The 20,929-nt window shown below is 37.1% G+C and carries 21 protein-coding genes; 20 read left to right on the top strand and 1 reads right to left on the bottom strand.

Translation table 11 applies throughout. The annotated features are described in order from the left end of the window. The first annotated feature begins 23 nt into the window (after positions 1–23). The 3 genes from AB5706_RS05970 to AB5706_RS05960 all read left to right on the top strand — a co-directional run bounded on the left by AB5706_RS05970 (position 24) and on the right by AB5706_RS05960 (position 3,098). The gene (locus tag AB5706_RS05970; protein WP_005936058.1) at positions 24–1,715 is read left to right on the top strand and encodes a recombinase family protein; all 1,692 of its coding nucleotides are present in this window, start codon (positions 24–26) and stop codon (positions 1,713–1,715) included. 210 nt (positions 1,716–1,925) lie between these two features. Next, on the top strand, positions 1,926–2,309 hold the full coding sequence (locus AB5706_RS05965; protein WP_173715617.1) for a hypothetical protein: 384 nt from the start codon (positions 1,926–1,928) through the stop codon (positions 2,307–2,309). A 285-nt stretch (positions 2,310–2,594) separates the two neighbouring features. Next, positions 2,595–3,098, top strand: coding sequence for a gamma carbonic anhydrase family protein (locus AB5706_RS05960; RefSeq protein WP_368365941.1), 504 nt, complete (start codon positions 2,595–2,597; stop codon positions 3,096–3,098). Between the two features lie 49 nt (positions 3,099–3,147). On the opposite strand, the gene AB5706_RS05955 is transcribed toward AB5706_RS05960, so the two are convergent. After that, a complete protein-coding gene (locus AB5706_RS05955; RefSeq protein ID WP_368365940.1) occupies positions 3,148–4,308 on the bottom strand; it encodes an HNH endonuclease in 1,161 nt (386 codons plus the stop codon). Between the two features lie 140 nt (positions 4,309–4,448). On the opposite strand from AB5706_RS05955, the gene AB5706_RS05950 reads away from it, so the two are divergent. The 17 genes from AB5706_RS05950 to AB5706_RS05870 all read left to right on the top strand — a co-directional run. Further along, entirely contained in the window at positions 4,449–4,646 is a 198-nt protein-coding gene (locus AB5706_RS05950) for an antitoxin (RefSeq protein WP_173715614.1), read from the top strand. Continuing rightward, positions 4,647–5,582 (top strand): DNA cytosine methyltransferase, encoded by a 936-nt coding sequence (locus AB5706_RS05945; protein ID WP_173718412.1) that lies wholly within the window; start codon positions 4,647–4,649, stop codon positions 5,580–5,582. It abuts the gene before it with no gap. Position 5,583: 1 nt separating this feature from the next. After that, positions 5,584–7,017, top strand: a complete 1,434-nt coding sequence (locus AB5706_RS05940) for a DNA cytosine methyltransferase (protein ID WP_173715612.1) — start codon at positions 5,584–5,586, stop codon at positions 7,015–7,017. Further along, positions 7,017–8,900, top strand: a complete 1,884-nt coding sequence (locus AB5706_RS05935; protein WP_226815681.1) for an McrB family protein — start codon at positions 7,017–7,019, stop codon at positions 8,898–8,900. The genes AB5706_RS05940 and AB5706_RS05935 overlap by 1 nt, the downstream gene beginning before the upstream one ends. A gap of 11 nt (positions 8,901–8,911) precedes the next feature. Continuing rightward, entirely contained in the window at positions 8,912–10,132 is a 1,221-nt protein-coding gene (locus tag AB5706_RS05930; protein ID WP_173771611.1) for an LlaJI family restriction endonuclease, read from the top strand. Positions 10,133–10,148: 16 nt separating this feature from the next. After that, positions 10,149–10,595, top strand: a complete 447-nt coding sequence (locus AB5706_RS05925; RefSeq protein WP_173715610.1) for a very short patch repair endonuclease — start codon at positions 10,149–10,151, stop codon at positions 10,593–10,595. Positions 10,596–10,612: 17 nt separating this feature from the next. Beyond that, positions 10,613–12,061 carry a toll/interleukin-1 receptor domain-containing protein gene (locus AB5706_RS05920; RefSeq protein WP_179962504.1) on the top strand — a complete coding sequence of 483 codons (1,449 nt, stop codon included), beginning with the start codon at positions 10,613–10,615 and terminating at the stop codon, positions 12,059–12,061. A gap of 74 nt (positions 12,062–12,135) precedes the next feature. Then, positions 12,136–12,537, top strand: coding sequence for a (deoxy)nucleoside triphosphate pyrophosphohydrolase (locus AB5706_RS05915; protein WP_173715609.1), 402 nt, complete (start codon positions 12,136–12,138; stop codon positions 12,535–12,537). Between the two features lie 134 nt (positions 12,538–12,671). Further along, the gene (locus AB5706_RS05910) at positions 12,672–13,571 is read left to right on the top strand and encodes a hypothetical protein (protein WP_173715608.1); all 900 of its coding nucleotides are present in this window, start codon (positions 12,672–12,674) and stop codon (positions 13,569–13,571) included. A 183-nt stretch (positions 13,572–13,754) separates the two neighbouring features. After that, positions 13,755–14,117, top strand: coding sequence for an AAA family ATPase (locus tag AB5706_RS05905; protein ID WP_330382700.1), 363 nt, complete (start codon positions 13,755–13,757; stop codon positions 14,115–14,117). Positions 14,118–14,418: 301 nt separating this feature from the next. Beyond that, the gene (locus AB5706_RS05900; RefSeq protein ID WP_472515474.1) at positions 14,419–14,886 is read left to right on the top strand and encodes a hypothetical protein; all 468 of its coding nucleotides are present in this window, start codon (positions 14,419–14,421) and stop codon (positions 14,884–14,886) included. Between the two features lie 15 nt (positions 14,887–14,901). Then, a complete protein-coding gene (locus tag AB5706_RS05895) occupies positions 14,902–15,444 on the top strand; it encodes a histidine phosphatase family protein (RefSeq protein WP_148462467.1) in 543 nt (180 codons plus the stop codon). 153 nt (positions 15,445–15,597) lie between these two features. Continuing rightward, entirely contained in the window at positions 15,598–17,103 is a 1,506-nt protein-coding gene (locus AB5706_RS05890) for a hypothetical protein (protein ID WP_195380189.1), read from the top strand. 26 nt (positions 17,104–17,129) lie between these two features. Beyond that, entirely contained in the window at positions 17,130–18,242 is a 1,113-nt protein-coding gene (locus tag AB5706_RS05885; protein ID WP_294429380.1) for a heparan-alpha-glucosaminide N-acetyltransferase domain-containing protein, read from the top strand. 2 nt (positions 18,243–18,244) lie between these two features. After that, entirely contained in the window at positions 18,245–19,270 is a 1,026-nt protein-coding gene (locus AB5706_RS05880) for a transglutaminase domain-containing protein (RefSeq protein ID WP_195380190.1), read from the top strand. Between the two features lie 322 nt (positions 19,271–19,592). Continuing rightward, positions 19,593–20,375, top strand: coding sequence for a ZIP family metal transporter (locus AB5706_RS05875; protein WP_195380191.1), 783 nt, complete (start codon positions 19,593–19,595; stop codon positions 20,373–20,375). A gap of 218 nt (positions 20,376–20,593) precedes the next feature. Next, a partial coding sequence (locus AB5706_RS05870) for a methyltransferase domain-containing protein (protein WP_368365938.1) occupies positions 20,594–20,929 on the top strand: 336 nt, incomplete at its 3' end.

Here is a 20,929-nt window from a genome sequence, read left to right as displayed (position 1 = left end):
CGACTGTCAATCAGCCCACGCTTATGATATACTTGTACCAGCGAGTATTGTATAAGCGTGGGTTGTTTCTTTTAGAAGGAGGATTTTTAACCGTGAAACAACCATACAATACAACGATTTATAACACTGCACTATATTTGAGATTGAGCCGTGACGATGAATTACAGGGGGAAAGCGGCAGTATCCAGACCCAGCGCATGATGCTTAGACAGTATGCCGCAGAGCATGGGCTGACCGTTGTAGACGAGTACATTGACGACGGATGGAGTGGGACAAATTTCGAGCGTCCAAGTTTCCAAAGGATGATTGATGACATCGAAGACGGGAAAATCAACTGCGTTGTCACAAAGGACTTATCCCGTCTGGGAAGAAACTATATCCTGACCGGTCAGTACACGGAAATCTATTTCCCCAGCAAGGGAGTACGCTACATTGCCATCAATGACAATGTGGACACCATCAACGGAGAAAGCGAGCTTGCACCGTTCTTAAACATCCTGAATGAAATGCACGCCCGACAGACCAGCAAAAAGGTCAAGGCTGCCATGCACACAAGATTTGCCAATGGCGCACACTATGGAGCCTATGCACCGCTGGGCTATGTAAAAGACCCGGACAAAAAAGGTCATCTTCTGATCGACCCGGAAACACGCTGGATTGTAGAGAAGATTTTTGACCTTGCTGTACACGGGCGTGGAGCCGCCAGCATTACACGGATTCTGGTGGAGGAAAAAGTACCTACCCCCGGCTGGCTGAACTATGAAAGATACGGGACTTTCGCCAATATCTACGCCGGTGCGCCCGCAGAAAAAGCCTATGCGTGGACGATAGCACAGGTCAAGAGCATTTTGAAAGAGGAAACCTACATCGGTCACAGCATTCACAACAAGCAGAGCAACATTTCATTCAAGAACAAGAAAAAGGTGCGGAAGCCGCAGGAAGAATGGTATCGTGTGGAAAATACCCACGAAGCCATCATTTCTGAAGAAGTGTTCCAAAAAGTTCAGGAGCTGATTGCAAGCAGACGCAGGAAACGCAGAAACGGTACGACACAGATTTTCGCAGGATTGATAAAATGTGCAGACTGCGGATGGTCTTTAGCCTATGGGGAAAACAAGCAGAATAAGAACCCATACGGGTACTACCATTGCAGCAAGAACGGGCAGGGATTACGCCAGTGTTCCATGCACTATATCCGCTATGATGTACTGTATGCCTATGTGCTTGCAAGACTGCAATACTGGTCTATGCTGGCACAGAAAGACGAGGACAAGCTGCTGAAACGCCTGCTCAATGCCAGCGACAGGGAAAGAAACTCTGCGAAGAAAAAGCAGGCTGCGGAGCTGAAAAAGGCAGAGAAGCGTAAAGCCGAGGTTGACGGGCTGTTTGCTAAAATGTATGAGGACTGGTCTGCCGGACGCATAACCGAGTATAACTTCAATATGCTGTCCGAGAAGTACCAGAACGAGCAAAAGGAGCTTGAAACAAAAATAAGACAGCTTCACGAAACGATGGAAGCCGCCGTACAGACCGCAGCGGATGCTGAAAAGTGGATTGCCCTGATGAAACAGTATGTCAACCCTGTGGAGCTGACCGCCGAACTTCTGAACACTCTAATTGAAAAAATAACCGTCCACGAAGCTGTCAAGGGCGAGGACGGAAGCCGTGAGCAGGAAGTAGAAATCTACTACCGCTTCATCGGCAAAATCGACTGACCTTTCTTTTTTACCCAACAATATCTTTAATTAAGGGAGACGGGAAAAGGCTATCCTGATATTACGCTGCTGGAGCCAATTGCAGACGCTTTTTCCATATCTGTCACAGAACTGATCTCTGGCAGTACCGTGAGTAATGCAAATGTGTCAGCCAACATGCTCCGCTCAAAATTTTACGTCTGCCCTGTATGCGGCAATGTGATCCATACCATGGGCGAAGCTGTCATACATTGCCACGGCGTGCAGTTGGCGCCCGCGGTCCCAGAAGAAACTGACGAGAATCATAAAATTTTTATCGAAAAAGTAGAAGACGAATACTTCGTCTGCATTGATCATGATATGACGAAAAAACATTACATTTCCTTTATCGCAGCTGCATCTTCAGACCGCATGCAAATGGTTAAACTCTACCCAGAAGGAAATGCTGAAGCTAGGTTTAAAATCAACGGTGTGAAGAGAATTTTCTTCTACTGTAACAAAGAAGGGCTTTTTTCAATAAATGTGGTGAAAGGACTAGACGACAGGGAGAAGTCCTATGATGATGTGGAAGAACGACGGGAACTGGAGAAAGTAGCAGGGATATTGTTTAGGTAAGGGAAAAAGAAACAAGTAAGTTACTGCTTATTGTTAACGTTCTGAGAAGCGTTTTAGGTGAATAAAGTTCACAGGAAAAACGAGAATTTCGGCGCAGAATCATGTGAATGAACTTCTATGCTTTGCGAAGCGTGCTGCTGATCAAGAGCGAATAGTAACTTGTGAATTGAAATTGAGAGGTTGTATATTAATGAAAGAATATACAATCTCTTTTTTGTATGTTACTATTAATGAAAATAGATTGATATTCATTCCATAAAATATCATCAGATCGGGCAACAACAAATGAACTATAAGAATGTAAAAATAGATAAAACGGCAAAAATTGCGAAGCAGTCCGTAATCATCGGTGATGTAACAATCGGTCGCGACAGCTGCGTGCTATACTACAGCGTAATCCGCGGAGATGACGCGCCAATCGTAATCGGTGAGGAAACCAACATCCAGGAAAACTGCACAGTCCACGTCAGCCGAGGCCTGCCAGTCTATATTTGGAATAATGTCACAATCGGCCACAATGCTGTAATCCATAGCTGCACAATCGGTGACCGCACTTTAATTGGAATGGGCGCCATAATCCTTGACGGAGCCAAAATCGGCAGCGACTGCATCATCGGCGCCGGAAGCCTTGTCACCAAAAACACCATCATCCCAGACGGCTCCCTGGTAATGGGAAGTCCTGCGAAGATTAAGAGAAATCTTACGTGGGAAGAGAAGATTGGGATTGTGGAGAATAGTAAGGAATATGTGAGTGTGGCGGAAGAAATGTGGAAGCAGGGAGTGTTATAAACAAATTAATATTGCGAGATGTATGTGGTCACATCTCGCAATAATGAAACTATTGATTTTCTTTATCTATAAATTTTTTATAGTGTATACGCATATATGATTTCATGCATTCGCCCATAGAAAGCTGCGTTGATTCTGAAATACTTAGTGCTTTTCGCTGTTCATTGTCAATTGATTCTGAGATACATATATTTCCGGTATCAGGGTTAAATGATATTAGGTGGCGGTCAAATAAAGCATCATGATTAGCACATAAAAGTAAACCGTTATTTGCATCTATACGTTCTTCTCTGGAAGATTCAGACCATTCTTTAATGTGACTTGCACGTAATACCGATGTTGTGGAAATATTGCAAAGGTTGCAGTGATGGCGTTCAAGAAGAAGTAGTCTTCGAAAGGAGCCTTGTGAAACGCGTGTTTTTACAATTCTTTCAATATCTGTTCCAGCATTCGGGGTATTATTAAGGGTATTTTGCAATGCAATTGTTTTAGCATCGTCATACATGACATCTTTTGAAATGATTTGATGTTGTAATTGAATTGCTAATGCTGAATTATATGAAGGATTTAGTACTGCAAAGTTTATATTATGAGAACCATGTGTGTCAGTAATAGAATATAGGTGATTGCACAACTCTGAGGGGATGAGTATGGCAAGGTAGCGCAAATAATCATATCTCAGCATGACAAGAGCATCGTCCTGGAAGGCATATCTTTGGAGTAAAGTAAAGGCTTCTTTCGAATCTGGTATATTAATCTGAACTTGCGTGCCCTTGTGTCCGTATTTTTTGTATGCAGAACTGTGAAGGGTTAAATCCCAATTTGATAGATAAGGTGGCACATCAATTGAATGGCGAAAAAAATATGTGTTTCCATCTGAAGAGAGACGGCTTAAAGGATTGTTGATAGCACAAAGATAGCTCAAATTATTATCATATAAATCTATGTCAATACTCTGAGGAGGAGTTGTAGTATTACTCAGACCTTCAAAGAAAAATAATTTCGCTTGTTCTCCTGTGACATCTATATGTGTCTGGTTGACTTTTAGAATAGTATTATTGGCGCTGATTCTTCGTTTCTCTTTTATAATATTCTGATTGGAAAGCTTCTTCACAAATACACCCTGGAAAACATCTGGATTAAGTGGAGTACCTGGAATATGTATATAATTTAGAAAATTATTTAATAGATCAATAATTAATTTATACATGTGCATATATTCCCTTCTTTAATTTTGTATATATTATAGCAAACAAGATGAAAAGTGTATACAGAAAATTATATAAAAGAATCTATTTACACCCTGATAAAAACATTATATAATACCTATATTAAATGGAGGAAATTTTAATGACGAATATAAAGAAAAATAATTGCGGAAGACCTGCAGGAAGAATAAAAACTGCAAAAATAGAAATATCAATTGAACCGACAGTAAAAGATGAATTTATGACATTATTGCGTAAAGAAGGAAAAACTGCTTCTGTAGAAATTGGGTTATGGATCAGAGAGTACATAAAAAATAATAAGCTTGGGGAGGAAGAATAGATGAATGTTGTATCACTCTTCAGCGGACTTGGAGGACTTGATAAAGGTTTTGCAGATACCGGTTATAATATTGTCTGGGCAAATGATTTTGATAAGTACGCGGTACAGACATATAAGGCTAATTTTGGTGATCATATTGTTTTAGGAGATATAAATGAAATTCCATTAGAAATTATACCAGACTGTGATATTCTTATAGGGGGATTTCCCTGCCAGCCCTTTAGTATGATGGGACAACAAAAAGGTTTTGAGGACACAAGAGGAACCTTGTTTTTTAGAATAGCAGAAATAGTGGATGATAAAATTAAAAGAGGAAAGAAGCCGAAAGCGATTATTCTTGAAAATGTCCGCTCTTTACGGACTCATAATAATGGAAAAACATATAAAGAAATACACAGAGTATTACAAGACGTGCTCGGATATAATGTGTTTTGTGATATATTAAATTCAGCCGACTATGGAATACCACAGACAAGAAATAGAACTTACATAGTGTGTTTTGACAACCAGAATGCAAAATTCATATTTCCGCAAAAAGAAAAACTTAAAAAAACTTTACAGGATTTATTAGAGCCGGAAGTTGATAATAAGTATTTTTTGTCAGATAGAATATTACCCACAATATTATCTAATGGAACTGGTGGATATAAAGCAAAATCAGAAATAGATCTTGAGATTGCAAGACCTTTATGTGCAACTATGGCGAAGATGCACAGAGCATGTCAGGATAATTATGTCACACAAAAGGGAAGGATAAGAAGACTTACGCCGCGCGAGTGTGCAAGATTGCAGGGATTTGAAGATTCTTTTGTGATTCCAGTGTCTGACAGCCAGGCGTATAAGCAATTTGGGAATGCAGTTACAGTTAATGTGTCAAGAGCTGTTGCCCAATCGGTAAAGAGTACATTTATAAATCTTGGAGAGTGGGTAGACTGATATGGAATACAAAAACGATAAATGTGAGTTTACTGCGTTTGTAAAAGCAGGACTTGATAGTAAAGAGCAGGAAAATATAGAAATTTGTATTGAAAGAGTAACGAAAACTGTAAAAGAGGACTTCCTTAATGCAAGGGCCAGATTATATAAGGACGAGGTAAAGAACGATGCAGAAGTTATGACTGCATTCAGAAGATTATCCGTTATATGTAATGAAAATGTACAGCAGTGTTATGAATGTCCTGTAAGCAAATATTGTAATACTTATATTGAAAACGCCAGAAAAAATGTTAATGATGATTCACTAAAGATGATAGATTTGTTTTGCGGAGCAGGTGGGTTGTCGTTAGGATTTACACAGGAAGGATTTGTTACTACCTTGGCAAATGATATCCAGGATTGTTGTGTGGATACATATGCACATAACCATCCGGAGACACCCAGAGACCATATTATATTGGGAAACATAAAAGATGTGGTAAACGAGCTTGATGAATTGCTGGATGGAAGAAGTGCTGACATTGTTATTGGTGGACCACCTTGCCAGGGATTTAGTATGGCTAACAGACAGAGGCTGATAGACGATCCGAGAAATCATCTTTATAAAAGTTATGTTGAAGCAGTAAAAAAAGTTCAGCCTAAATTTTTTGTCATGGAAAATGTCAAAGGGATGCAATCTGTAGCAGAACAGGTAAAAGATGATTTCCGTGCAATCGGGTACTCTGTAGAGTGCCATATACTAAATGCAAAGAATTTCGGAGTGCCTCAAAATCGTGAAAGACTAATATATATAGGTAATTGTCTTGGAATTGATAATGAGAAAATCTTCAATGAGATATTTGAACTTAGCGAAAAGATACCGGAATATAATCTGGGTGATGCTTTATTTGGACTTAGGAAATTGGAAGCTTCAAGAGTGAAAAACTCTACAGAAAGCGGCTCGATAGAAAGTGGATACAAAATAGAAAAGAATTATTGTACTGAAACAAATGATTATATTTCTTATATTAATCAAGGCAGAGTAATTGATGTGGTTTCAAATCATAAGGCCAGATACAACAATGACAGGGATATTGAAATTTTTGGACGAATGGAACCGGGAGATCGTTCAGATGACCCTAAAATAGCAGATATCATGCCTTATGCCAGAAGAAATGGAATTTTTAAGGATAAATATTTTAAACTGGAAAATGATAAGGTTTGTAAAACGATAACTGCGCATATGAAATTTGACTGCAATATGTATATACATCCTACCCAGGCAAGAGGATTAACGCCAAGAGAAGCGGCAAGAGTACAGTCTTATCCTGATGATTATTTTTTCAGAGGGGCATATACGAAGACATATATGCAGATAGGAAATTCTGTTCCGCCACTTTTGGGAAGGGCAATAGCACAAGTGATAAAAGGCTATATGAAAGGCGGTAATGCTTGATGAATTTTGTAGAAGCAATAAGAGTAATAAAGAATATAATTCCACAGTGTTCTGCAAACGAATATGATGGAATACTGGTAAAAAGACTGGAAGCGTCTAATACCCTGGATGAGGGGAGAACAACTAATCAGACACACATAGCAATATCTGGAGAACAGATGAATATGTTCCCGTATCTCATGGCTGATGGTTATTTTAACTGCGATTATAGTGAAAAAGATGAACAGTTAAAAAAATATTTTATAACACAGATCCCACTTTACATTTACCAGGACAATATTTCATATTTAGAGGCTGATGAGAAAAGCGGAATCATTTTTGACGAAAATAAAAAAAGTTGTGTTTGTGCAAGCGTGGTAAGAAGTAGGAGAAAAGAACAGGCAGATCAAGTACAACTTTCATTGATTACTAGTGATGATGTGGATTTTGTTAAGTTTAGAAAGTTGTTACACACCGGAGACTTTCTGGTGATCTTGAAACATAAAGAGAGGTTGAGTTATGATTGTATTGGAATAAGAGCAGCTGATGAAAATAATGGAGAGTATCATCTTTCTGTGCTAAACAACAAATTTTACAAATTACCGACTAATACGAAAGTTGATATAAAGAAATATATTAAAATTAAAGATTCCAAAGTTGAAAATAGAAATTTTACAATCTCGGAATTAGGAAACATTCTTAAAGAAATGTATAGTAATGCAGAAAATAAAATGCAAGTGGCTTCTATCCATATTTTCGGAATAAAGTACGGAAAAAACATTATTCAAAAGGCATTCAAATCATTGGATATAGTTAAAGCTGCTGGAATAAATGAATCATACTCTACAGAATTACAAAAGGCTTTGAATATATACAGATGTCTTGAACAGAATTCATATGGTATTTATATTTCAGATGAGAATGCGATAAAAGAAGAAAAAGAAGTTTTAGGCGAGAGAAAAACAGGAGCAGAAAATATACTTTTGTATGGAGTCCCAGGATCTGGTAAAAGCCATGAAATAAAAACAAAATATTGTAATGATGAAAAAATGATGGAAAGGGTTGTTTTTCATCCCGATTATACATACTCAGATTTTGTGGGGCAGATATTGCCGAGAGTGGAAAAAGATAAAGACGGCAATGAGAAGTTAAAATATGTGTTTACACCAGGACCATTTACCAGAATGTTAAAGAAAGCACAAGAAGATCCCAGTAATCATTATTATCTTGTTATAGAAGAATTAAATCGTGGCAATGCACCTGCAATATTTGGAGAGATATTTCAGTTACTGGATCGAAAAGATGAGGATGAATTTCCTGCAGAAGAAGTTGGGGAGAGTGAATATGGAATTTCAAATTATGATGTTGCAAAAGAGGTATATGGGGATGAAAATCACCCGGTAAGGATTCCTTCCAATATGAACATTCTGGCAACAATGAATACGGCTGATCAGAATGTGTTTACACTGGATACTGCGTTCTTGCGAAGATGGAGTACAAGACAGATAGAGAATAATTTTGAAAAATCTGAACATTCAAAAGATATGATTGATGGTACAAAAGTAAGTTGGGGGACCTTTGCTACTGTAATTAACGATATGATTATTGATAGTAATACTGACATGGTAAGCTCTGCAGATAAGTGTTTGGGAATATATTTTGCAAAGAAAAAAGAATTGGATGCAGATAAGTTCTCTGAAAAAGTGCTTAAACATCTATGGGATAATGCTTTTAGAATGGATCCGACAGTAATATTTAATGAGAGCTGTAAATCTCTGGAGGATGTGGTTAGTAAGTATGAAACAAGTGAAGCTGATAAATTGGAATCTGTATTGAGAACAGAAGTCTATGAGAAGATGCTTTTAAAAATGAAGCAGCGAAATATAGAAAATGATGAAAAGTAGGTGGTGATTTTTTGAGGAAAGTTGATATAAGAAGCAAGTGCAGAGTGAATTCTAATTGTGAAAAGGATACATTTGTTGGATTGAGATGTAGTGATGGCGATATTAGTATCAACTTTCCGATAGGTTATCATATATCTGAAGACGACAATGAACTTCGCAAGGACATTATGTTACTATTTACAACACTTTCGGCTAATACAAAGCGAAAGGAATCAGATGTTCTTAGACAAGGAAATGCTTTTGATGAAATGGAATTTCCGTTGCAGTCATATTTATATCTTATAAAAGATTTTTTTGCAAGAGGTTATTATAAAGAACAGGAAGTTTCATATAAAGTTGCTAAAAAAGGAAAAATAAATTGGAACAGAACAATAAAAACTCAGAAGTCTTATGTACAGGGTACAGATGTATTTTATCTGGATTTTGTAACAAAGAACGATCGTGTTAAAGAAAATGAACTGATTACATTAATACATGAGTATTGTGTGTATGAGAGTTTTGAACAAATGGGATGGCTTTTTACCAGAATAATGCCAGAAAAACCACGAATTATAAAGCGGGACAGAATCTTCCGTTCGGTTCTTAAAGAAAAGCTTGCAAATACATATAATGATAAAAATCGCATATTGTTTAGACATATGTTGGCAATTATTGATTTTGAGGGAGATAGAAATTCTGACAAGACTTATAGATACGGAACTTATCGCTTTGAATATGTCTGGGAAAAAATGATTGATAAAGTATTCGGTATAGAAAATAAAGCTGATTATTTTCCGAAGACTTCATGGTGGATTGATAAGACGAAACATGAAAATGCTTCTCTTGAACCAGATACGATTATGATAAGTGGAACAAATGTGTACATTCTTGATGCAAAGTATTATAAATACGGAGTAACTGGAAATACCAGGGATCTTCCTGAATCAACATCAATTAATAAACAGATTACATATGGGGAGTATGTAGCTACTGAGAAAAAATTTAAGAAAAAACATGGAGATAACATGAGGGTGTATAATGCATTTCTTATGCCTTTTGATTCGTTGAAAAGGAAATGTCCAGATAATTCCCAGATGCTTAAAATAGGAGAAGCAATAAGTAATTGGAAGGATAATTCAGAAGAATATCAGAAAATACAGGGAATTCTCATTGATGTTAAATCTTTAATGAGTATAAATGTCCGGCAGGAAATGAATGAAATAGAAAAATTGGCGAAGTTAATTGAAAGCTGATTGTTGAGGTGATTTTGTGACTGATGTTTTAACAAAAGAACAGCGGCATAAGAATATGAAAAATATTCGCGGAAAAGATACCAGGATAGAAGTTATATTAAGAAAAGCCTTATGGAATAAAGGTTATCGGTATCGGAAAAATTACAAAAAATTACCTGGAAGTCCAGATATTGCGTTGACAAAATATAAGATTGCGATATTCTGCGATGGAGAATTTTTTCATGGAAAAGATTGGGAAAAGTTAGAATTGAAATTAAAGAATAGTAATAACAGTGAATTCTGGATTAAGAAAATATCACGTAACATGGAGCGAGACGACGAGATAAATAAAAAGTTAAACTATGAAGGATGGACTGTTATCCGATTTTGGGGAGAAGATATAAAGAAATATACGGATGAGTGTGTTAAAACAGTGGAAGAGGCAATATTTGATGTGATTATTTGTGATAATGATGAAGGTTAAATTTGGAGGTGCTGACATTGCAGATTGATAAAATTCCCAAAATATTTATATCATATTCATGGAGTAGTGATGCACTTGTACTTGAGCTTGCGAACAGATTGGTTTTCCATGGGGTAGATGTCGTCCTTGACAAATGGGATTTGAAAGAGGGAAATGATAAATATGAATTTATGGAAAGGTGTGTTAATGATTCGAGTATTACAAAAGTACTCATAATTTGTGATAAAGCATACGCACAGAAAGCAAATGACCGTACTGGAGGTGTAGGAGATGAAACAGTAATTATTTCCAGTGAAGTGTACGGAAATGCAAGACAAGAAAAGTTCATCCCAATTATTGCAGAGCGAGATGAAGAGGGAAAGGAATATGTACCAACTTATATAAAAACCAGAATATATATTGATCTTTCGAATCCGGAAAAATATGAGGAAGAATATGAGAAACTTCTTCGAAATATATATGAAAAACCTCAGTTTGTAAAACCACCTCTTGGAAAGAAACCAGAATGGTTGGATGAGGAAAAGACTAATTTTTTTCCAGTAAAAGATTTGATTCGTCAAATCAGAGGAGGTAATACATCAATTAAACGAAAGAGCTGCATAGCAAGATTTCAAGAAGCATATATTGAGGTTTTAAAATCTTATTATATTTGTAATGTAAAACCAGAAGAAGCATATAATAATTTCCTAAATACAAAAACAGTACGTGATATATATTTGGAATTTGTAGAAACGATTGCCGAAACCGAAAGCAATTATGCGGAGACGCTTGCAGAATCTTTTGAGTACTTATATAACAAATTAACTTGTGTAAAAACATTTAATCCACAGGCATATTCTGCAAATAAGAATGATTTGGATGTATATAAAATTCTTTTGTGGGAATTGTTCATCTGTGTTATTGCTTATTTACGTCATATTAAAGACTATGAGGCAATAAATATATTGCTAACATATACATATTTTTTAGAGAACAGTCTTTTTGGTGGAGAAATTAAACAAACTAATTATACAACATTTAGACATCATAGTTTTGTCATTGAAGAACATTATAAGCCAATGTCTCAAATGAAAGATAAGTATACTTTAGTTGGCAATATTATTTGCAGTCAAAGAGAAAAATTTCCGATATATACGGCAGAAGCAATTGCAGAAGCAGATTTATTTTTATATCAGGTTTGTAATGCCTATGATCTTCCTAAAAATGAGCGAATTTGGTATGGCACTTGTTGGTTTCCTACATGTTATATTTATGTTGAAAATAAAGGGCTAGAATGGGAAAGAATGAAGTCACGTAGATATTGTAAAAAAATGGAGGTATTATTTGGCGTAAATGATATTGAAGAACTAAAGGGAAAAATAGAAAAATGTGTGTATAATTCTGAAATAAGTTATTTAAGGGGATGGGATGCTGCGCCTGCTATCTTAAACTATATTAAAGTTGAGGATATTGGAACCTTAAATTGATATACATTATGAAATGGGATTAAATGTCTGAAATTACTAAAGAAGATGCATATTTACGTTTCAACAAGGAACTTATGAGAAGAGTTAGAGTAGTCGCAGCAGTAATAAAAGCTGTTAATGAAAAAGGCGAACCTATTATTTTTGCAACCCAACGTGGCTGCAGTCCCTTAAAAGGCGGCTGGGAATTCCCCAGTGGAAAAATAGAACCTGGCGAGACACAACAGGAAGCATTAAAACGTGAAATTATGGAGGAGCTTGATACAGAGATTGTGGTGGGAGATTTAATTGATACCATCGAATATGACTATCCAGATTTTCACCTTTCCATGGATTGCTTCTGGTGCGAGATCGTGAGCGGAGATCTTGTACTGAAAGAGCATGAAGCCGCAAAGTGGTTGACGAAGGAGAAACTGGGGACTGTAGAATGGCTACCGGCGGATGTGACGGTGATGGGAGCGATTAAGGAAGGGATGTAAGTAAATGCAGAAGTGAGCATTGCGTTTAAATTTGCTTTAGAATACAGAGACTTTTGATAATTGATATAGAAAAATTATCGAAAATGAATTGGGAAATCTTAATAATCAAAAATTACTATTAGGAGAAGTCTAAAATGAATATATCGGATACTATTAATATTATATTGTCGGTTTTATCGTTTGTTTTGGCACTTATTTCTGTGGTTACAGTAATAATAACACTTAGGCAAAATGGAAAGATGATAAAAAATAATGAGGATCAAATTGCAGAAATGCGAAATGAACATAGAATGTCATTGCAACCTGTATTGTATTTTTCTAATCCAAAATATTGTTTAGAGAGACCGAGACTTTTTTATACACCGCCTACGAACGAATACTCAATTCGTTCAAGATGCCATTTTTTTGTTGATGTTGAAAATATTTCTTCCGCAGTGGCAGTTAATATTAACTGCAATGCTTATGTTGCTATAAATGAGGATAAAACAGAAATATTTGACTTATCTACTACAAAAAGGATTAAAGTTCTTTCTGATGAAAAAATTAGAATTGAATTTATGTTTCCTGGAGATTTTCAAGAAAAGATTTATAATAGTTTAAGAGAAATGAATAGTATAAAACGGCCGCATATATTTATTACGGCTATATATTCAAATACAACAGGAGGACATTTTTATATAAAAAATGGATATCATATTTATGTAGACGAATATGAAAAGATAAAGTGTTGGCATTCTATTGTTGCAAGTGCTGAAGTAGAGTATAAATCAGAATTGAATTATTTGCGTAGAACAGGAAAAAAAAATCAGCTTTTTGAGAGGATAAAGAAGCAAGTTGAAGAAAGTGCTGGAGACGAAAAATATATTGAATTTGAATGCGTGGATATGATGGATATCTTTAAATATGGAATAATAACAGAAGAAGAATATTTAAAGAAGTTAAAAGAATGTCATTATCCAACGTATGTTGGAAATTTGAATGCTGGATGTATAAACAAAGAACAAAGTAGTGAAGAAAAAAGAAGCAACTGCTAAAGGTTATATACAAACTTATTCTATAAAATTGAAAATTAAATATGAACTTGTTTATATATAAGTTATACTTTAAGATAAACTCCTTCTGGCTTTCACTTGCACCCCAAAAGGTTTCATAGTATCATATATCCTATAAAAAGATAATGATGCTATGAGCCTTTTTTTTATTTAGGAGCGATATCTATGGGAAGATTTGTAAATCCAGACAACCGTGCTTTTCAAGCGGCTTTGAATTCGAAAATATATGTTGATAAGACTGGTTTGTTGGAATACACAAATAGTGTTTTGAACTCAACAAATGCGTACATTTGCAACAGCCGTCCGCGGAGATTTGGAAAGTCTATTACGGCAAATATGCTCACGGCATATTACAGTAAAGCATGTGACTCCAGTGAAATGTTTTCCAATCTGAAAATCAGCAAAAAACCAGATTTCATGGAGCATTTGAACAAGTACGACGTGATTCATTTTGATGTGCAATGGTGTATGATGGCGGCAGGAGACCCGGAAAATATTGTCTCGTATATTACCGAGCAGACAATTTAGGAATTGCGGGAATTTTATCCGGATGATCTTCCGAATGATATAAATTCATTACTTGAGGCTTTATCCAAAATTAATAATGCAACAGGAAATAAGTTTGTTGTAATTATTGATGAGTGAGATGTCCTGATAAGAGATGAGGCGCAGAAACAGCAAGTGCAGGACCGATATATTGATTTTCTCAGAGGAATGTTCAAGGGAACTGAGCCTACCAGATTCATAGCACTGGCTTTTTTTGACAGGAATTCTACCGATTAAAAAATTGAAAACCCAGTCCGCGCTTAATAATTTTGATGAATTTACCATGTTGAGTTCAGGGGATTTTGCGTCTTATATCGGATTTACGGAAGCAGAGGTAAAGACGCTTGCCGAGAAATATAACCAGGATTATGAGAAAGTAAAAAAGTGGTATGACGGTTACTGGCTAAATGATTATCAAGTATATAATCCAAAAGCGGTTGTCAGTGTAATGCTGCGTGGAGAATTTAAAAGCTATTGGTCCGAAACTGCTTCATATGAAACGGTTGTGCCATTGATCAACATGGATTTCGATGGATTAAGATCTGCAATTATCGAAATGCTGTCAGGAGATTCCGTGAGTGTAGATGTAACTACGTTTCAGAACGATATGACTAGTTTTTCCTGTCGGGATGCTGTAATTACGTGTTTAATTCATTTTGGGTATCTTGGTTATAATCAGATTTATAAAAAAGCTTTTGTACCTAACGAGGATATTCGTCAGGAGTTACTTAGGATTATGAGAAGAAAATAACGGGAGGAACCAACCATGGGACATTTCTATTTTATCCGACACGGGCAGACTGTGTGGAATGTTGAGAACAAAATTTGCGGGGCTACAGACAGTCCGCTTACAGAATATGGACGTGAGCAGGCAAAGGAGACGGGACAGAAGATTCTTGCGGAGGGGATTAAGGCAGATGAAATCCTCTGCTCACCGCTTAGCAGGGCGGCAGATACGGCTCAGTTGATTTCGGAAATGACAGGGATTCCATACAGGGTGGAACCAAGGCTGATTGAGCAGAATTTTGGAAAATGGGAGTCCACTCCCCGGGATGGGAAGGATTTCAAGAAAGCAAAGGAGTTTTTTGCATGCAGTCATGAAGGCGGAGAATCAACACTTCGGCTGGCACAGAGGATTTATAATCTTCTTGATGAAATAAAAGCAGAGTCCGATAAGAAGACTTACATCCTGGTTGCCCATAATGGAATCGCCAGAGTGGTACAGTCCTATTTTACGGACATGACAAATGAGGAATATGCTGCATTTGGAGTAAAAAACTGTGCTGTGGTTCGATATGATTTTAAATGACAAAAGAATATTCGGAATATGAATGATTATTTTGAAACGGTAAGTAATCTTGAGGTAATTAAGCTGGATAAGAAACGAATAACTCTGTGCCATTATCCTGATTAAAGTGGCAAACGGAGGAGAACAGGGAAAAGAGACTGGAGAATAAACCAAATGATAGTTAATAAATGTTCGGAAATTTTATTAGCAAAATCAAAAAAACTATATGGGAACTACCGGGATAACTGTACAGTTGTCCAGAGAATGCTGGAAAAATATAAAAAGTTATATCCTAATATTTCTGATTATTCTATAATGCATTTTATCGATATTGCAGAATTTTGTGATATGATAATGGATAAGCAGAAACTGGAAAATTTGAATGAAGATGAGTGCTACTGCCTTTTGTCCGCAGCGCTATTTGCACATATTGGATTTGGCTTAAATCAGGAAATTATGAATAGATATGTGGACAAGCTTGGAATTCAGAAGCAGACAGAAGAGCTTACGTTCTTTCAGGTTATGAGTAAATATCATGTTTTGTTCAGTGCATGCCTGTTGGAAGAATACGGCGATATATTTGAATTTCCATCAGATCTGCATAAATATGCCATAATCCGTATGCTTCACTTTATCGGTGAAAATGGTACAGCACCTGTTCAGTTAGAAGAAGCTTTGGTGTTGAACAATCAAAATGTTATCAGGCTGAAGGAACTGGCAGCTGTGTTAGCTGTTGGAAACCAGCTGGCAGAACTAAAAAATGCAAATATTGATTTGAGCTATGACAAGTTCGACAAATATAATTCCGAAGAAATCGTTGGATTTGTTGAAAGAAACGTGGTAAGAAGTATTAAGGTAAAAGATGGCAAGCTGGTGATAGAAGCAGGCGGTTCGGATTCGGCTTATACACTGATTGAGCGGAAGGTAAATTTAATTATTGATAATTTCGGGAAAATTGTCAGTAGTCTGTCTAATCGGTCAGACCACAGTTTTGATCTTTTTTCTATTGCTTCCATAGAGCTTCACCGCCTTCCGTCTGCGGAAACAGCTGAAAAAATCTATCTGAACAAAGAAATCGAAGAATTATGGACAGATGAGGACAGGAAACTGTTTCAGAAGCTTTCTCCTGAGGAAAGAGTGTTTTATGCCGATTATTTATCCACAGAATTCGAGACAACCAAATTCCTTGTAGAGTTCGCGAAAACCAACAAAGCCGTACTGGAAGGATTAGAGTACAGAGTGAAATCACCGAAATCCTTGTACAATAAGCTTTATCAGAGAGTAGAGAAATCCTTCTTTGATTCGCTGGCGGATGTAGTCCGTTATACGATCATACTGGATCCGGAAGATTATGTAGAACAGATCCGTTCTGTTATAACGGCTTTGTCTGAGAAAAACTGGAAAATTTATGCATTAAAAAATTATTGGACTAATGACAGTTTTCCATACAATGGCGTGAATACCAAATTTAAAAATCCGCGCAACTACCGAATTGAAATCCAGTTTCATACAAAGGAAAGCTTTGATGTGAAAATGAGCAAGGAAGACCACGACTTGTATGAGCAGAGAAGAGTCCTTGAGCCTGGATGTGATGAGTATAACAGGATATTGCAGCTGCAGCTGAACTTATATTCTAATATGGAGTATCCAAAAAACATTGCACTTTTAGATAATATTTGAACAAATTAAGGAAAAGGGGAAGAAATATGTTTTCTTTAAAAGAAAAAGAAGTAAATACTGGACGCCAGAGAGAGCTTGACCTGGTAAAAGGCTTTCTGATGATCATGATTGTATTTATACATTCCTTTCAGACAATTGCAGGTGCAGCAGCGGCAGAGTCAAGTGTACATAAAATTATGTTTGCCCTGTTTATGCCTACCGGAGCCTGCTTATATCTGTTTACCATGGGTTTTGGAAGTGTTTTTACACGTCATTCCCAGCCAAAGGACATGGTCAGAAACGGTATAAAACTGTTGATTTACCAAGGCATAAGCAATTTGTGCTATGCGGCAGTCATGACGGTCAGCTACGCCATTAGAAATTCTATTACAGGAGAAGTAGCAGGCAGCAGGGAAGTATTTGAAGCAAGTCGGTATTCCATGCTTACATTTGTGAATATCTTTTTCATATCCGGTATGTGCTACCTTGTACTTGCTTTGTACAGGAAATTTAATGTAAAACTTGGCGGTTACATAATAAGTGCATTGATAGTGGGAATCGTAACACCTTTTACCAAACTGCTGGTTTCTGATAATCAGGCACTTAACTGGCTTCTGGATATGACCTTTGGGGGAAAAGGTGAGACAAGCTTCTGCTTTTTTCCATATCTGAGTTATGTATTTTTAGGATATGTTTTTGCAAAAGTAATCAGAAAAGTACCAGAGGATGAAAAAGGAGCTTTTTACAAAAAGAGCGGTCTGGTATGCGGAATCGTAGCGGCAGCCTGGTTTGTAATCTACATCGTAATGCATCCGGGTGTTGACGGATTCTTTAATTATATGATCGAACAGTATCGAACTCCCGGACTTGTGAAAGTAGTGGGAACCTTCTGCAGCATTATCCTTGTATTTGCAGTGGCATTTTTTCTCATGCCGATTATAGAAAAATGGAAATTTGTTTACAATAAGCTGTGCTATTATTCCAGGCAGATATCCAAAATGTATGCAGTGCATATTGGAGTATATTGGACGATTGCTGGTTTTGCAGCTTTTTACGAATTTAGTGTAAGAGATTGTCTGATTTTGTCAGTCGTTGTGCTGATCGTAACAGATCTACTTGTGCAGGGATATCTGAAACTGACAGATAAGCTAAAAGGATAAAAATGGAACAATACTATTATAATCATATGAACAAACCCCAGCAGGCTACTTATCACAGCATTTTTGTCGGGGTGAAAAATCTATCGGATGAAATTCAGGTTCCGGCACTTTCCGGAGAGGAGCTTTACAATATTTTTTTCCAGATGAGGCTGGACCATCCGGAAATATTCTGGGTAACTAATTTTAAATATCGTTACTACAAAGATTCGCCGAACCTGATTTTCATACCGGAATATCTTTTTGAGAAAAATAAGATCCGGGAGCATCAGAAGGCTCTGACAGCCAGGGTAGAGAAGCTTGTCCGCCCGGCACAGAAGATGTCTGAGTGGGAAAAAGAGAAATATGTGCACGATTTTATCTGCGAAAATGTCCGTTATGACAAACTGAAAAAAGCATATTCCCATGAGATCATAGGTCCTCTTGGACAGAGCGTCGGGGTATGCGAGGGCATTGCGAAAGCGGTGAAGGTTCTTCTGGATGCGCTGGGAGTATGGTGTGTGATCGCAATTTGCGGTAACAATCCGGAAAAAGGAATCAAATACCGGCACACCTGGAATATTGTGAAGATAAATGGCACATATTATCATTTAGATGCCACTTTTGACAACAGCCTGGGAAAAGATCGCGAAAACAAGGAAATCCGCTATGACTATTTCAACCTGGATGATCAGCAGATCTTTCGCGATCATGAGCCCTTGATCGCGCCTGCGCCTCATTGCAATGATCATGATCATTTTTACTACAAAGAGAAGAAATTATCATTTACCAAACAGGAGGATGTATACAAGCGGTCTTTGCAGGCTGCTAAGAAAGGAAAGGTGCTTGTTTTTCACTGGCGGGGTGGATACCTGACAAAAGAAGTATTAAATGAGCTTCTTGACCTAATCCGCAAAGCAGGCATGGAAAAAGAGAAAAACGCAATGGTCAGCATAAACTGGCCTCAGGCAGTTCTTCGCGTCCAGTATGCTGACATACAGGTACAGGAGAGTGTTATGCTGGAGGAAGCGAATGAAGGGGAGAAGGATTGATGAAATGACCCAAGGAATTTTGTGCTGAAACTGTCCAGGTTACTGTTCAGAAAAAATTAAAACATTGTTGAAAGAATTCTATTGTTATATGATTTCGTAAGTGATATACTTAAACACAAGAAGAACCGTGTAAAATTATAGTTTACTTTTTGCGCGGTTTCTTATATATGCGGTGGTTAGTTTAAACTAACAAAAAGACGGTTTGAAAGATTATAGCGAAAATATAATCAACAAGCTATAGAACTGTTACTATACCGCTGAAGAGAATTATTTTTGCTATATATATGAAAAATTTTTCGATTATACAAGGAAGGAAAATGTAATGCTAATGAATATTTTTGAAGGTATACTGATTCCGTTTGTTGGAACAACACTAGGTGCAGCATGTGTGTTTTTTATGAGAAAAACACTTAGCAAGTCAGTGCAACGTGCACTTGCAGGGTTTGCAGCAGGTATAATGGTTGCTGCTTCAATCTGGAGTCTTCTGATTCCGGCAATTAAACAATCTGAGAATATGGGAAGATTATCATTTGTTCCGGCAGTTGTTGGGTTCTGGATTGGTATTTTGTTTTTACTAGCGCTCGATCATTTGATTCCACATCTTCATGTTGGAAGTGATCAGGCAGAGGGACCGAAAAGCAAACTTGGCCGTACTACGATGATGGTGTTGGCAGTTACGTTACATAATATCCCTGAAGGTATGGCAGTTGGTGTTATGTATGCAGGATTTCTTGCTGAAAATGCACAGATTACAGCAACAAGTGCACTCGTTTTATCACTTGGAATTGCCATTCAGAATTTTCCGGAAGGAGCGATTATATCCATGCCGCTTAGGGCAGAGGGCGAAAGCAAGGGAAAGGCATTTCTCGGAGGTGTACTTTCAGGAGTGGTTGAACCGATTGGAGCAGTACTGACGATTCTTGCTGCACAGCTGGTAATCCCGGCATTACCATATTTACTGAGCTTTGCAGCAGGAGCCATGTTATATGTTGTGGTTGAAGAACTAATTCCGGAAATGTCGCAGGGACAGCACTCGAATATTGGTACGCTTTTCTTTGCACTTGGATTTAGTTTGATGATGATCCTAGATGTGGCATTAGGGTAAGAGGCGAGAAATGATTCTTAACGATTATGCTGGCAGTTACATTTGAAAGCAGTTTTGGAGATAAATTTATGTATCAACATGCTATGAAGGCACCAGATGAAATGAGGGAATTGCATAAGCAGTTTTATGCTTATATGAAAAGAATGAAGAAATGCGGATGCAAGGCGAAAAGGTACAGTGATTGGAGAAAAAAGCATGAAAAATGAAGAATAAAAAAAATGTCAATTAAAGAATTTACAAAAGCAGCAGGAAGATATGAAAGTAGCCATGCTGGTATTTACGAAATGTGCAAGAAAGATTATCCGGATCCACAGGCATTTTTTGACAGTGTGAAGAGATGTCTTCGCCCAAATGGAAGGTTGGTTCTTAGAGATGTGAACAGTGACAACAAAGTATTGGTATGGCTAATGAATACATTGGAAATGCCGTTGGCAAATATATGCGGACATGGAGATGTCCAGGTGCCAACAAAAGATGTGGTCATAAAATGTTGCAAAAAAGCAGGATTAAAAGTAGAAAAATTTGAAATTCGTAAAGGTATGCGAATGCATTGT

It is taken from the genome of Ruminococcus sp. RTP21484sp1_RTP21277st1_D2_RTP21277_210401 (assembly GCF_040924225.1).
GTDB lineage: Bacteria > Bacillota > Clostridia > Lachnospirales > Lachnospiraceae > Blautia_A > Blautia_A faecis.
Note: the sequence above shows the minus strand (reverse complement) of the source record. Positions and strands in the feature narration are given on the sequence as shown.

Excerpts from the sequence above, each read along its gene's own strand:
- AB5706_RS05970 (WP_005936058.1), top strand. The coding sequence starts at position 24 with ATGATATACTTGTACCAGCGAGTATTGTATAAGCGTGGGTTGTTTCTT.
- AB5706_RS05965 (WP_173715617.1), top strand. The coding sequence starts at position 1,926 with ATGGGCGAAGCTGTCATACATTGCCACGGCGTGCAGTTGGCGCCCGCG.
- AB5706_RS05960 (WP_368365941.1), top strand. The coding sequence starts at position 2,595 with ATGAACTATAAGAATGTAAAAATAGATAAAACGGCAAAAATTGCGAAG.
- AB5706_RS05955 (WP_368365940.1), bottom strand. The coding sequence starts at position 4,308 with ATGTATAAATTAATTATTGATCTATTAAATAATTTTCTAAATTATATA.
- AB5706_RS05950 (WP_173715614.1), top strand. The coding sequence starts at position 4,449 with ATGACGAATATAAAGAAAAATAATTGCGGAAGACCTGCAGGAAGAATA.
- AB5706_RS05945 (WP_173718412.1), top strand. The coding sequence starts at position 4,647 with ATGAATGTTGTATCACTCTTCAGCGGACTTGGAGGACTTGATAAAGGT.
- AB5706_RS05940 (WP_173715612.1), top strand. The coding sequence starts at position 5,584 with ATGGAATACAAAAACGATAAATGTGAGTTTACTGCGTTTGTAAAAGCA.
- AB5706_RS05935 (WP_226815681.1), top strand. The coding sequence starts at position 7,017 with ATGAATTTTGTAGAAGCAATAAGAGTAATAAAGAATATAATTCCACAG.
- AB5706_RS05915 (WP_173715609.1), top strand. The coding sequence starts at position 12,136 with ATGAGAAGAGTTAGAGTAGTCGCAGCAGTAATAAAAGCTGTTAATGAA.
- AB5706_RS05910 (WP_173715608.1), top strand. The coding sequence starts at position 12,672 with ATGAATATATCGGATACTATTAATATTATATTGTCGGTTTTATCGTTT.
- AB5706_RS05905 (WP_330382700.1), top strand. The coding sequence starts at position 13,755 with ATGGGAAGATTTGTAAATCCAGACAACCGTGCTTTTCAAGCGGCTTTG.
- AB5706_RS05900 (WP_472515474.1), top strand. The coding sequence starts at position 14,419 with ATGTTGAGTTCAGGGGATTTTGCGTCTTATATCGGATTTACGGAAGCA.
- AB5706_RS05895 (WP_148462467.1), top strand. The coding sequence starts at position 14,902 with ATGGGACATTTCTATTTTATCCGACACGGGCAGACTGTGTGGAATGTT.
- AB5706_RS05890 (WP_195380189.1), top strand. The coding sequence starts at position 15,598 with ATGATAGTTAATAAATGTTCGGAAATTTTATTAGCAAAATCAAAAAAA.
- AB5706_RS05885 (WP_294429380.1), top strand. The coding sequence starts at position 17,130 with ATGTTTTCTTTAAAAGAAAAAGAAGTAAATACTGGACGCCAGAGAGAG.
- AB5706_RS05880 (WP_195380190.1), top strand. The coding sequence starts at position 18,245 with ATGGAACAATACTATTATAATCATATGAACAAACCCCAGCAGGCTACT.
- AB5706_RS05875 (WP_195380191.1), top strand. The coding sequence starts at position 19,593 with ATGCTAATGAATATTTTTGAAGGTATACTGATTCCGTTTGTTGGAACA.